Annotated in this window: 11 protein-coding genes and 2 pseudogenes; 5 read left to right on the forward strand and 8 right to left on the reverse strand. The window is 75.3% G+C overall.

What is annotated here, in order from left to right:
* The 4 genes and pseudogenes from AB0L40_RS22365 to AB0L40_RS22380 all read left to right on the forward strand — a co-directional run.
* Positions 1-273, forward strand: a pseudogene (locus AB0L40_RS22365) (hypothetical protein); the annotation flags it as partial.
* A 44-nt stretch (positions 274-317) separates the two neighbouring features.
* Positions 318-1,298: a L,D-transpeptidase gene (locus AB0L40_RS22370; RefSeq protein WP_364359902.1), complete on the forward strand. Its 981-nt coding sequence runs from the start codon at positions 318-320 to the stop codon at positions 1,296-1,298.
* Between the two features lie 197 nt (positions 1,299-1,495).
* A complete protein-coding gene (locus tag AB0L40_RS22375; protein WP_364359905.1) occupies positions 1,496-2,422 on the forward strand; it encodes a DUF2804 family protein in 927 nt (308 codons plus the stop codon).
* Between the two features lie 77 nt (positions 2,423-2,499).
* A pseudogene (locus tag AB0L40_RS22380) lies at positions 2,500-3,367 on the forward strand (SDR family oxidoreductase).
* Positions 3,368-3,693: 326 nt separating this feature from the next.
* Here the strand turns inward: AB0L40_RS22380 and AB0L40_RS22385 are convergent.
* The 6 genes from AB0L40_RS22385 to AB0L40_RS22410 all read right to left on the reverse strand — a co-directional run bounded on the left by AB0L40_RS22385 (position 3,694) and on the right by AB0L40_RS22410 (position 9,905).
* Entirely contained in the window at positions 3,694-4,281 is a 588-nt protein-coding gene (locus AB0L40_RS22385) for a helix-turn-helix domain-containing protein (protein WP_364359908.1), read from the reverse strand.
* A gap of 99 nt (positions 4,282-4,380) precedes the next feature.
* Positions 4,381-5,184: a lysophospholipase gene (locus tag AB0L40_RS22390; protein ID WP_364359911.1), complete on the reverse strand. Its 804-nt coding sequence runs from the start codon at positions 5,182-5,184 to the stop codon at positions 4,381-4,383.
* Complete coding sequence (locus AB0L40_RS22395; protein WP_364359914.1) at positions 5,181-6,014, reverse strand: alpha/beta fold hydrolase; 834 nt, start codon at positions 6,012-6,014, stop codon at positions 5,181-5,183. The genes AB0L40_RS22390 and AB0L40_RS22395 overlap by 4 nt, the downstream gene beginning before the upstream one ends.
* Entirely contained in the window at positions 6,011-7,426 is a 1,416-nt protein-coding gene (locus AB0L40_RS22400; protein ID WP_364359917.1) for a wax ester/triacylglycerol synthase domain-containing protein, read from the reverse strand. Before AB0L40_RS22400 ends, AB0L40_RS22395 begins: the two co-directional genes overlap by 4 nt.
* Positions 7,423-8,433, reverse strand: a complete 1,011-nt coding sequence (locus AB0L40_RS22405; RefSeq protein ID WP_364359920.1) for an NAD(P)H-dependent glycerol-3-phosphate dehydrogenase — start codon at positions 8,431-8,433, stop codon at positions 7,423-7,425. Before AB0L40_RS22405 ends, AB0L40_RS22400 begins: the two co-directional genes overlap by 4 nt.
* Entirely contained in the window at positions 8,430-9,905 is a 1,476-nt protein-coding gene (locus tag AB0L40_RS22410; RefSeq protein WP_364359923.1) for an HAD-IB family hydrolase, read from the reverse strand. Before AB0L40_RS22410 ends, AB0L40_RS22405 begins: the two co-directional genes overlap by 4 nt.
* A gap of 339 nt (positions 9,906-10,244) precedes the next feature.
* Between AB0L40_RS22410 and AB0L40_RS22415 the strand changes: the two genes are divergently transcribed.
* Positions 10,245-11,141 carry a hydroxymethylglutaryl-CoA lyase gene (locus tag AB0L40_RS22415; RefSeq protein ID WP_364359926.1) on the forward strand — a complete coding sequence of 299 codons (897 nt, stop codon included), beginning with the start codon at positions 10,245-10,247 and terminating at the stop codon, positions 11,139-11,141.
* Positions 11,142-11,232: 91 nt separating this feature from the next.
* Here the strand turns inward: AB0L40_RS22415 and AB0L40_RS22420 are convergent, their stop codons facing one another.
* Together AB0L40_RS22420 and AB0L40_RS22425 are read right to left on the reverse strand one after the other, a co-directional pair.
* The gene (locus tag AB0L40_RS22420; protein WP_364359932.1) at positions 11,233-11,991 is read right to left on the reverse strand and encodes a hypothetical protein; all 759 of its coding nucleotides are present in this window, start codon (positions 11,989-11,991) and stop codon (positions 11,233-11,235) included.
* A 5-nt stretch (positions 11,992-11,996) separates the two neighbouring features.
* Positions 11,997-12,557: an RNA polymerase sigma factor gene (locus AB0L40_RS22425; protein ID WP_364359935.1), complete on the reverse strand. Its 561-nt coding sequence runs from the start codon at positions 12,555-12,557 to the stop codon at positions 11,997-11,999.
* Between the last annotated feature and the right edge of the window lie 219 nt (positions 12,558-12,776).

Below are 12,776 nucleotides of genomic sequence, written 5' to 3' on the forward strand. Positions count from 1 at the left end.
CCCGGCGGCGCCGGTCACCGCGGCGGCCCGGGCGGCGGCCCGGGTGGCCCGGGCAAGGACGACACGAAGCTCGTCGCCGCGCTCGCCACGGGCCTCGGCATCGACGAGGCGAAGGTGAAGACGGCGCTGGCCGACATCGCCGCCGCCCACGAGAAGGACCACGCGGCCAAGGACGCCGCGCGCTACGCCGCGATCGCGAAGACGCTCGGCCTCGAGGCCAAGGACGTGCAGGCCGCGTTCGAGGCCGCGCGCCCGGCGAAGCCCACGAAGTAGCGCGCTGCGACACGGCGGCGGGCCGGAGGTCTAGCCTGCCGACCGTGCTCGTCGCGCCCGTCCCCGCCGCCGTCGCGCCGTCGCCCGTCGCCGCGGTGGTGGTGGCCGCGCCGATGTCGGCCGCGGCCGCCCCGGCCGTGGGCTCCGCGCCGGTCGCGTCTGCGCCCGCCTCGCCGGCATCCGCAACGGTCGTGGCCGCGGGTCTCGGGGCCCGGCGCCGGGCCGCCGTCGCGTGCGCCCGGACGACCTCGCCCGCGGGGACTGCGCTCCCGGACTTCGATGTGCCGGCAGCACCGCGCGCGGCCGTGCCCGCGGCACCCGGCGCCGCCGCCACCGCCACGCCGGGCGCCGACCCGCTCGACGACCCGGTGACCCCGCCGTTCCCGATCACGCCGCCGTCGCGCGACCACGGATCGACGTCCGCGCTGATCGTCGCGCCGACGACCGCCCTGGATCACGCCGGGTCCGGCCGGGCGGTCTGGCGGATCCCGGTCCAGACCACCTGGTCGTCGCAGCCGATGATCCTGCTCGTCCTGGAGTCCGTCGTTCGCGACGGCCGGCGTTGGCTGCGCGTGCGCCTGCCCACCCGCCCCGCCGGCCAGGACGGCTGGATCCCGTACGACCACACCGTCGTCGGCCAGGGCCACTTCTGGATCAACGTCAACCGCGCGCGGCGGCTGGTGCGCGTCTACCACTACGGCCGCCGCGTGCGACGCTTCCGCGCGGTCGTGGGCGCGCCGCGGACGCCGACGCCGAAGGGCCTCGCCGCGATCTACGAGCGCAACCGGCAGCCGGACCCGCGGGCGTTCCTCGGGCCGTGGGCGGTCGCGCTGACGCTGACCTCGAACGTCCTCCAGGAGTTCGACGGCGGTCCGGGCCGGATCGGGATCCACGGCCGCGGGGGCGCGAGCCTGAAGGACCCGCTCGGCTCGGCCCGCTCCCACGGCTGCGTCCGCGTCGACAACGACGACATCTCCTGGGTCGCCCGGCGGATCCCGCAGGGCACGCCGGTCCTCGTGCGCTGACGGGAATCGGTCGGTCCGGCCCTGCCCATCCGATGGGGCCGTCGACGGGCCGGGAGGACCGACCGGCCTCGGGCGACCGGTCGTGCCCGCCGGTCGGCCGATGACGGGGGGAGGTCGTCCGGTCCCGGTCCGCCGGCGGACCCCGGTGCCCGGACCCTCCGACCCCGCCACCGCGCCCGGTCCGCCAGACTCCGCGCGTGCCCCTCGACGCTCCCTACCGCGGACTCCTCGGCGCGACCGACCGGCCCGGCGGCGTCGCGCTGCCGCCCGCGCCGCTGCCGATGGTCCTCGGCCGCCGGGTCCGCAAGCGCTGGCGCTACGTCGGCGCCTACGGGCCCGGGCTGTCGGTCTGCGTCGGGGTCGTCCACATCGGGCCGCTGACCCAGTCCTTCTGGGCGGTCTGGGACCGCGGCGAGGGACGGCTCCACGAGCGCACGCGGCCGTGGCGCGCCGGCGTGACGCTGACGCCCGGGCGGGTGCTCGTGGCCGACGGGGACGTCGCGGTCGACCTGCGGCTCGACGAGGACCGCGGCGACGCGGTGGAGACCGTCACGCCCTACGGGCCGGGCCACGCCTGGACGCTCAAGCGCGCCGGGATCCCGGTCCGCGGGACCGTGCGGCTCGGAACGCGGGAGCTCGCCTTCGACGGCGCCGGCGTCGTCGACGACTCCGCGGGCTACCCGCCGCGGCACACGGCGTGGCGCTGGTCGGCGGGCGTCGGCACCGACGAGGACGGCCGCGCGATCGGGTGGAACCTCGTCGACGGGATCCACGACGACCCCGCCGCGAGCGAGCGCTCCGTGTGGATCGACGGCCGGGCCGTGCACGTCGGCCCGGTGCGCTTCGCGGAAGACCTGTCGGGGGTGCGGTCGGTCGCGGCCGCGTCGGGCCAGACCGTGGCGCTCGGCGACCCGGCGGATCCGGCCGGACCCGGTGCCGGCGCGGCCGGCGCCGAGGTCGACCTGGCCTTCGCCGGCGAGGCCACCCGCGCCCGCCGCGACCGCCTGCTCGTCATCCGCTCGAGCTACGAGCAGCCGTTCGGCACCTTCACGGGCGTGCTGCCCGGCGGCGTGGTGCTGCGCGAGGGGTTCGGGGTCATGGAGCGCCATGACGCGCGCTGGTGAGCTGCGGCCCGGGCGGCGGACGGCCCGGTTCGCCCGGTCGTCCGGGTCGACGCCCCCGCGTGTGTCAGCGTGACGCCATGAGCCTCATCGCCGTCACCGGATCGACCGGCGCCCTCGGCGGGCGCGTGGCCCGGCGCCTCGCGGCGCGGGGGCTGGAGCAGCGCCTGATCGTGCGCGACGTGGCCCGTGTGCCGGAGCTGCCCGGTGCCGAGGTCGCCGTCGCCGCCGGGTACCACGACCACGCGGGGATGGTGGCCGCGCTGCGCGGGGCGCGGACGGTCTTCCTGGTCTCCGGCCGGGAGTCCGCCACGCGGGTCGACGAGCACCGCACCGCCGTCGACGCGGCGGTCGAGGCCGGCGTGGAGCGCATCGTCTACACGTCGTTCCTGGGGGCGGCGGAGGACGTGACGTTCACCCTCGGCCGCCACCACGCGCTGACCGAGCAGCACATCCGCGCCAGCGGCCTGGCGTTCACGTTCCTGCGCAACACGATGTACCTCGACTTCGTCCCGTTCTTCGCGTCGAAGGACGGCGTGATCGCCGGGCCGGGCGGCGACGGCAAGGTGGCGTACGTCGCGCGGGAGGACGTCGCCGACGTCGCCGCGGCGGTGCTCGCCGACCCGGCCGCGCACGACGGGGCCACCTACGACGTCACGGGCGACGAGCGGCTGTCGCTCGCCGAGGCCGCGGTCGTTCTCACCGAGGTCACCGGCCGGGAGGTCTCCTACGTCGAGGAGACGGAGGAGGAGGCCTACGCGTCGCGCGCGTCGTACGGCGCCCCCGGACTTCGAGGTCGAGGGCTGGGTGACCTCGTACCAGGCGATCGCGGCGGGCGAGCTCGACGCCGTCAGCGACGTCGTCGAGCGGGTCGCGGGGCATCCGCCGCTGCGGCTGCGGGCGTTCCTGGAGACCGACCGCGACAGCTGGGCGCACCTGCGGGGGTAGGCCGGGCGGTCGCCGACGGCTTCGGGCCACATCGGGTGGGCGGGCCCGCCCGGGCGGGCGCTGCTCCCGCCGGTCGCTCAGCGCCTTCGCGTCGATGAGAGAGTATTCACCATATTCTCTCACTGCGCGTCAAGGGCCTCATACGCATGGGTGACTCGGCTGGAAGTGAGGTGGTCGTGATTCCCTCGCTCCTGCCGAGGAAACGTCGACCACCCCCGTCGAACCAGCGGGCGCCGTCCAACATGGAGCCGGCGATGCGGGCCCGACGGTCGGAACGGGTGCCCACCGCGTCGCGCGGGATCGGAGCACGCCCTCGGCGGGCCGGTCTACCGGACGACGAGCGGCACGAGCACCGCGCGGGCGAAGGCCCGGGCGCGCTCGTCGTCGGCCAGCGGCTCGGACGGCGTGAGGACGAGGGAGTGGGCGAAGCGCACCAGCAGCTCGGCCAGCGCGTCGGCGTCCAGGGCCGCGTCGCCGCGGACGGCGGAGCGCAGGTCGGCGGCGACGTAGGCGCGGCCGAGCTCGAGGATCGGCGCGGCGCCGGTCGTGAACGGGACGGCGAGGGACTCCGGCTCGAGATCGAGCAGCCGCCGGATCAGCGGGTGGTCGACGACCAGGCGCAGGGCGGCGACGAAGCCCTCGACCATCCGGTCCTCGGGGGCGGAGAAGGGCTCCAGGCGCGTGGTGACGGTCGCCAGCGTCCGCTGGACCTCGCGGCCGACGACGGCGCCGACGAGCTCGTCCCGCTGCCCGACACGGCGGTAGATCGTGGCGGGCGCGACGCCCGCCCGGCGGGCCACCGAGCCGATCGTGGCGCGCCGGATGCCGATGTCGACGAACTCCGCCAGCGCCCCGTCGAGGATCCGGTCGACCGTCGCGTCGGGAGCGTCGGTCGCGGCGGGGGCGTCGGCCATGGCGCCATTCCACCACGACCGACGGTCGCGCCGGGCCCCGAGCCTCGCCGCGGTCCGACGCGCCCCGGACGCAGGACGCTCGGGGCGGGGCCGGTCGCGCTAGAGCGTCTTCTTCAGGAAGGCGCTGACGTCGGCCAGCACCTCCTCCTTGTTCGTCTCGTTGAAGATCTCGTGGCGGGCGCCGGGGTAGGACTGCTCCTCGAGGTTCGTCAGGCCGAGGCCCTCGACGGCCGCCTTGGAGATCTCGTACGGCGCGAGCGGGTCCTCCTCGCCGTGCAGGTAGAGCGTCGGGATGCCGCCGATCGGGTCGGCGGACGCGATCACGCCGACGACGTCCTTCAGGGTCTGCAGCGTCGGGCGCACGAGCGGGCCGTGGTAGACGAGCGGGTCGCTGCCGTAGGCCTCGCCGACGGCGGGGTCGCGGGAGAGCATGCCCGGGTCGATCGGCACGGGCGGGATCGGATCCAGCTCCAGCAGCGCGAAGATGCCCGGGTTGCCGCCGACGACCGGGCCGGAGAGGACCCAGGCGTCGGCCGGCGTCAGGCCGCGCTGCATCGCGCGCGTCGTGATGATGCCGCCCATCGAGTGGCCGAGCACGACGACGGGGATCCCCGGGAACTCGGCCTTCGCCGCGTCGGCGACGGTCCCGAAGTCGGTGACGAGGACCTCGATGTCCTCGATCAGGCCGGGCTCGCCGTCGGAGAGCCCGTGCCCGTAGTGGTCCGGGCCGATCACGACGAAGCCGTCGGCGTTGAGGTGCGCGGCGACGTGGTCGTAGCGCTTGGCGTGCTCGCCGATGCCGTGGGCCAGCAGCACCAGGCCGCGGACGTCGCCGTCCGGCGTCCAACGGTGGACGGCGATCTTGCCCTTCGCTCCGTCGATGCTCGTCGTCTCGTAGCTCATGTGACGTTGGCCTTCCGTTTCTCGTCGACGCGGCGCGTCGTGGTCAGGATCGTGTGGGCGACCAGGGCCGGGTCGTCCAGCATCGGCACGTGGCCGACGCCCGGGAGTCGCACGAGCTCCACCGGGCCGATGTTCTCCAGCAGCGGTCGGCCGTAGCGGCCGAACGGCAGCATCCGGTCGCGGTCCGCCCAGCCGATGGTGATCGGGTAGTCGGCGTCGACCTCGCGCGGCGGCAGCGGGCGGTCGGCGACCACCCAGTCGAGGAACGCGTCGATGATCACGCAGGCGCGTGCGTCGTCGAGGAGGTTCAGCGCGTCGTCGTAGGACACGCGGTCGCCGCGCTCGGCGACGGCGCGCAGCCCGACCCGGCGGGCCCACGCCTGCTTCATCAGGCGGTCGGAGATTCCCGGCGCCCGGTGGGCCTGCGCGGCACTGTTGCGGATCAGCCGCACGATGCGGTCGAGCTCGCGGCGCCCGTTCCAGCCGCCCGCGGGGGACAGCGCCGTGACGGAGAGCGCGCGCCCGCGGCGGCCGAGCTCCAATGACAGCCAGCCGCCGAGGGAGTTGCCGGCCAGGTGGGCCTGGTCGATCCCCTGCGCGTCGAGCTGCCGCTCGGCGTCGTCGGCGATGGTGCGGATCGAGATCTCGTCGCCGGGCTCGGGCGTCGTGCCGCCGGCGTGGCCGAGCAGCGACGGGGCGAACACGTCGTGCTCGTCCTCGAGGTCGGGGAAGAGGTGCTTCCACACGCGCCAGGAGCCCGTGAACCCGTGGTAGATCACGAGTGGTGTGCCGCTGCCCCCGCGGTGGAACGGCGCCCCGATCGGCGTCATCGGCGCAGCTCCGCCCGGGCGTCGGGGGAGCCCAGGGCGAGCACCTCGTCGAAGCCCGCGACGAGACAGGTCCGCAGGAGCTCCGGGTCGGCGATCGCGGCGGCGTCGTGGTTGACGGTCACGCAGCAGGTCTGCCCGTGGCTGACGAGCACGACCATCGCGGCGCAGCCGGGCAGCGGCCCGTAGGCGTAGAACCGCAGCGCCTTGGCGCCCGCGATGTAGACGTCCTCCTCGGGGATGCCCGGGATGTTGCTGACCTGGAGGTCGCTGCCGGCCGAGACCTGGGCGACGAGCCGCGCCAGGACCGGGCCCGGAAGCCGGGAGAGGACCGGGGCGATGCCGTCGACGGCGTCCAGCGCGGTCTCCTTGCGGAGGTGCGCGACGATCCGGCCGATCGCGTGCATCCGCTCGGTCGGGTCGGCGATCGCGGTCGGCGCGGCCAGGCGCCCGCCGGCGAAGCGGGTGGCGCTCTGGCCCCCGCCGGGCTTGCGGATGGCGATCGGGATCGCGATCGGCAGGGCGTCGACCGGGGTGCCGAGGGCCTCGTGGTACCGCGCGAAGCCGCTGAGCACGGCGGCGAGGTACGCGTCGTTCAGGGTGGCGTCGGCGGACCGGGCCGCGATGCGCAGCGCGGGCAGCGGGACGTCGAGCGCGAAGAAGCGCCAGGCGCCGCTGCGGTTGGCCAGGACGGGCGACGGCGACGCGGCGACCGGGCCGAGCACGCGCCGCAGCGACGTGATGTAGCGGGCGCTCTCCAGGATCGTGCGGTCGGGGCGCAGCGCCTTGCGGCCCATCCCCGGGAGCCGCAGGACGCCGCGGCCGAGCGCGGTGGCGTCGCGGCGGACCGCGGAGACGAGCGCGCTGGTGCGCGCGACGGGGAGCGGCAGGGGCTGCGGCTTGTCCTTCGTCGGTTCCCGCTGCCGCGAGTGCATCTTCGAGAACAGCTGCATCCCGGCGGCGCCGTCGAGGACGGCGTGGTGCATCTTCAGGACGTACGCCGCGCGGCCCTCCTGCAGGCCGGTGATCAGCGTGGCCTCCCACGGCGAGCGGTCGGGGTCGAACGGCGCCTGGGCGATCGCCGCGACGCGGTCGAGCACGTCCTGCCAGGTGCCGCCGTCCAGCTCCACCCGGAAGACGTGGTGCCGGAGCTGGAACGACGCGTCGGTGACCCACGCCGGGTAGCCGAAGCGGCCGTCGTCGATCCGCTGGCGGAAGCGGGGCACCATGCGGCTGCCCCACTCGTGGGTGGAGACGAAGCGGTTCCACTCCGGCGCCCGGTCGAGCTCCTCGATGGCGACGACGGTGGAGCTCAGCAGCGGGTCGGCCTCGGCCCGCCACATCACCGCCTCCATCGCGTTGAAGTCCGACAGGCCCCAGTCGAGTGGACGGTCGTTCGTGGTGCTGGCGCTCATGCGACGGAGTGCTTCTCGCTCTCGGGCGCGCTGCTGCGCAGGCCCCGGTAGGCCTCGGCGGCGGACCGGCCCTCGTTCACGACGGCGTCCACCTCGGTGGCGATCGGCAGGTCCACGTCGTGCTCGGCGGCGAGCTCGACGACCGGCCGGGCGGTGACGACGCCCTCGGCGACCTGGTTCATGTCGGCGATGATCTCATCGATGCCGCGGCCGCGGCCGAGCTCGAGGCCGACGTGGCGGTTGCGAGAGAGCGTGCTCGAGCACGTGGCGATCACGTCGCCCATGCCGGTCAGCCCGGTGAAGGTGTGCGGGTCGGCGCCCATCGCGACGCCGAGGCGGGTCATCTCCGCCAGCCCGCGGGTGATGACCATCGCGCGCGTGTTGTCGCCGACGCTCAGGCCCTCGGCCATGCCGGTGGCGATCGCGACGATGTTCTTCAGGATGCCGCCGAGCTCGGAGCCCAGGACGTCCTGGTTGCGGTAGACGCGGAACAGCTCGGTGCGGAAGACGTCCTGCAGCGGCCGGGCGACGTCGGGGTCCGGCGTCGCGATCACGGCGGCGGCGGCGAGGCCGTCGAGCACCTCGCGCGCGAGGTTCGGTCCCGAGAGGACGGCGATCGGGTGGTCGGGCAGCTCCTGGGCGAGCACCTGGCTCGGCCGCAGGCGGGTCTCGCGCTCGAGGCCCTTGGCCAGCGACACGACGGGGATGTCCGGGCGCAGGAACGGCGCGACGTCGCGCGCGACCTGGCGCAATGAGCGCGACGGGATCCCGAAGGCGACGACGTCGGCGCCCGCGACGGCGAGCTCGAGGTCCGACGTCGCGCGGAGGCCCGGGGCGAGCGGGCGCTCGCCGAGGTACCGGCTGTTCTTGTGCAGCCCGTGGATCTCGGCGGCGAGGTCGGGGTCGCGCGCCCAGATCGTGGCCTGCGCGTTGGTGGCCGCGATCGAGGCCATCGTGGTGCCCCAGGAGCCGGCGCCGAGGACGGCGACGCGTCCGATCGGGTTCATGCCGCACCCCCCACCGGCAGGCTCACGTGCGGCGAGCTGGGCCACTGATCCAAGGCGTCCTGCATCATCGCCCGGACCTCGTCGCGGTGGTCGCCGACCGTGGCGGCCGTCCACGCGGAGGTGTCCACGGGCGGCAGGACGACGGCCTCGACGACGCCGGGCCGGATCACCTGCGCGCCGCGCCACTGGACCTGGTCGATGCCGCGGAAGACGATCGGGACGACCGGGACCTCGGCCTGCATCGCGATGTGGAACGGGCCCTTCTTGAACGGCGCCATCCGCGGCGTCGGCGTGCGGGTGCCCTCGGGGGACACGACGACGGAGGTGCCCTCCTTCAGCCGCTTGACCAGCGGCTGCATCTTGGCCTGCGCCGCGTTCTTGTCGTTGCGGTCGATCAGCGCGATGCCGGCGAGCTGGAAGAGCTGGCCGAACATCGGCACGTTCTTGGCCTCGGCCTTCGCGACGCCGGTGAAGTCCTGGCGCAGGAGCTTCGCGACGACGATCGTGTCGATCTTCGAGCTGTGGTTGAAGACGAAGAGGCAGGGCCGCGAGTCCCACAGGTGCTCGGCGCCCTTGAGCACCCGGACGTCGACCCCGGCGGCCGCCAGGCTGACGTCCGCGCCGACCCCGAAGGCGATGTCCAGGAAGGAGCGGCGCGAGCGGCGGGCGATGCCGATGCCGCCGGCGACGCCCATCGCGCCGGCGAAGCTGCCGTAGAACGCGGCGGTGCGGACGGCGTCCTTGATCGTCGCCCGCGGCGTCGGGTCCGCGCACTCGAGCGCCGGCCAGCCCGCGCGGGCGGCGGCGCGGACGAGATCGTCGTCCGGCGCGATCGCCGCGGGGACGCCGACGGCCTCCAGCATCGGGACGTCCTCGCCGCCGTTGGAGTAGCCGAACGCGTCGTCGGCGTCCGCGCCGAGCTCCTCGGCCAGCTGGACGATCCGGCGCGCCTTCTCGGGGCCCCAGACGGGCGGCCCGTCGGTGCGGCCGGTCAGCAGGCCGTCCTCGCCGACCTGCACCGCGGTGCAGAGGACGTGGTCGAACTCGAGCGCGCGGGCGATCGGGCGCGTCTGGAACGGCAGCGCGGACGACGCGAGGACGAGCGTGTGGCCCATCCGGCGGTGCGCCTCGAGCAGCTCGTAGGTCTCGCGGCGCAGGCGGCCGGCGGTCTCGTGCTTGAACAGCGACTCGCCCGTGGCGTAGAGGGCGGCCTCGGAGAGCCCGGTCCAGCGGGCCAGCGACGAGTCGAGGAACGCGATGAACGATTCGGCGTCCTTCAGGCCCTTGCGCGCGGCCTGGACGAGCGAGGCGATCTCCGCCGGGCCCATCTGGCGGTTCTTCAGCCGGTCGCGGTAGAAGTCGGCGGCGGAGAAGCCGTCGATCAGGGTGCCGTCGTAGTCGAAGACCGCGAGGATCGAGGGCCCGCGCGGGGCCGCCTCGACGCGATCGACGAGCTCAGCGGTGGTCGTCACGGAGCACCTTCTCCTGTCGTGTGTCGTCCATGTGGAGCAGCTCCTCGGGTCCGGGATCGGGCGCTGACCTCCGCCGCGCCCGTCCCGTCCCGGGCGCGAGGGCCACGGCAACCGGGTCGTTCGACGACTTCCGCCCCGCCGAGCGTATGCGGTGTGCGCCGCCTCACCATCCCCTCCTGGGGGAGGTTCCGTCCCCCGAACGGGACGGCGGATCCGGGCCGTGGGACGTCCGGAACGGCGCGATCGCCCGTACCCACCGGGTTGTGGCGGTTGGTCCCCCGACTAGCGGGCGGGGCCGGCGGCGAGGCGCCGGACGGGTCGCCGGGGTACGTTTGGGCCGTGAGCACCGCGCTGCCCCCGTCCGTCGAACTTCGCGAGGTCGGGCCGCGTGACGGCCTGCAGGTGGAGTCCCCGCTGCCGGTCGAGGACCGCATGCGCCTCGTCCGCGCCCTCGCCGCAGCCGGCTTCGGGACGATCGAGGTCGGCTCGTTCGTGTCACCGAAGGCCGTCCCGGCGATGGTCGACAGCGCCGCGGTCGTACAGGCGTCGAAGGAGCTCGGCGGGTTCCGGGTCGCGGGCGTCGTGCTGAACGCGCGCGGGGCGACCGACGCCGTTGCGGCCGGCGTCGACGAGCTGACCGCGGGCGTCTCCGCGTCCGAGGGCTACAGCCAGAGCAACACGAGGATGTCGATCGCCGACGCGCTCGGGCACCTCGAGAAGATCTGCGCGACCGGCCGCGACGCCGGCGTCGCGATCGACGTCACGATCTCGTGCTGCTTCGGCTCGCCGTACGAGGGCGAGATCGCGCCGTCCGAGGTCGCGAAGCTCGTGACCCGCGCGCGCGAGCTCGGCGCCACGTCGGTCGGACTGGCGGACACGACGGGGATGGCGACCCCCCGCGGCGTCCGGGAGCTGCTGGCCGAGGTCGGCGGCCCCGACATCGGGATGCACTTCCACGAGACCCGCGGCACCGGGCTCGTCAACGTCTTCGCGTCGCTGCAGGGCGGCGTCACGCGCTTCGACTCGTCCGTCGGCGGCCTGGGCGGCTCGCCGTTCGCGAAGGGCGCCGCCGGCAACGTCGCCACCGAGGGCGTCGTGAACCTGCTGGACGACCTCGGCATCGAGTCGGGCGTCGACCTGCCGAAGCTGCTGGAGGCCGCCACCCTCCTGGAGGGCCTCGTCGGCCACGAGCTGCCGAGCCCGGTCTTCAAGGCCGGGCCGCGGATCGCCGCCTGAGACCTGCCGCGGTCGGCCGCCGGGGCGCGGGGCGCGGGGCCGCCGGGCCGCGGGGCGCGTCCGACCCCGCCCGGCCACCCCACGCGGGCGGTCAGCCCGAGGCGTTCCCGGACGGCGGCGGGGCCGGCACGACCGGGTAGCCCGGCGGCTGGGCCAGGGCGTCCTCGCGGGTCGCGCCGTCGCGGTCGAACCGCGTGACGACTGACGGCTCGGTGGCCTTGACGGTCACGACGCCGGCGCCCGACGGCTCCAGCGTCCGCGTCTCGCCGCTCTCGGTGCGCAGCACGGGCGCGCGCACGCCCTGCGGGATCGCGGCGACGTAGAACGACTCGTCGTCGGTGCCGAGCACGAGCGTGATGCCGAAGCGCCCGAGCTCGGCGGCGGGCAAGCAGGTGACCCCGCGCTCGACCGCGGGCTCCGGGGAGGCGGGGTCCGGGACGGTCAGGCACTGGCCGGCAGCGTTGCCGTAGAGGTACGCGGGGCCGGCGGACGTCGGGATCTCGTGGCCGCGCGTGATCGTCGCGCTCTCCGGCCCGAGGATCTGCGCCGCCGACGAGCCGGGCCGCGCGACCTTCGGCAGCGGGACCAGGGGCGTCCTCAGGACGAGCGGCTCGCCGAAGGCGGGCGCGGTCTTCGTGCCGCTGCCCGACGCGATGAGGACGATCGCCACGACGACCGCGACGAAGGCGAGGGACCCGGCGGCCGCGAAGCCCCGGCCGACCCGCCACCGGGGGCGCGGGCGCGCGGACGGGACGGGCGCCGCGACCAGCGCCGGGGACGCGATCTCGGCGGCGGCGTCCCGCAGGTGCCGCTCGAGGGCCTCCGCGAAGTCGGGCATGGGGCGCTGCATCGTGCTCATCGTTGACGTCCCAGTTGGGAGCGGAGGCGGGCGAGGCCGCGGCTGACCTGCTGCCGCGTCGCCTGTTCGGAGAGGCCGAGGTCGGCGGCGATGTCGGCGTAGCGACGGTCGTCCAGGACGCGCTGGCGGATCGCGTCCTGCTGGCTCTGCGGAAGATCGCCGAGGACGTCCAGCGCGCGGCCGCCCGTGTCGTCCGCGAGCGCCGCGTAGGCGTCGCGGTCGCGGTCCGTCGGCCGCGGCGCGGTGGCCAGGAGCGCGTCGCGGCGGTGCCGGTCGCCCGCGGTCTGGCGGTGCCGGTCGATCAGCTTGCGCGCGGCGATCGACACGAGCCACAGGCGGGCGTCGGGGTACGTGGCGTCGTACGTCGCGCGGTGGATCAGCGCGGCGAGGAACGTGTCCGACGTGACGTCCGCCGCGGTGTCGGCGTCGACGCCGCGGGCCGCGCAGAGGCGCAGGATGGCGTCGACGTGCCGTCGGTAGAACGCGGCGAACGTCTCGACGGGGTCCAGCGTGTCGTGGAGCAGCTCCGCGTCGCTGCGTGGTGCGGGAGGCGGCACGAATCAGGAACGCGCGGGGGCCGCGGTTTGTGACCGGGGGTGGACGGGCGTCCGGGCCCGGAGCCGTGGGCCGGGCGCGACGCGGTGCTCGTGGGCGCCGGACGGCGTGCCGGGGTGGCGGTCGCGGCGCCAACGTCGTCGGCATCCTGGGCGGCTTCGTCGTCTTCGGCGATCCGATCGCCACCGACACCCTCGGCATCGTCGTGCAGTCGGTCGCCT

It is taken from the genome of Patulibacter sp. NPDC049589 (assembly GCF_040675535.1).
In the GTDB taxonomy this organism is placed as follows: domain Bacteria; phylum Actinomycetota; class Thermoleophilia; order Solirubrobacterales; family Solirubrobacteraceae; genus Patulibacter.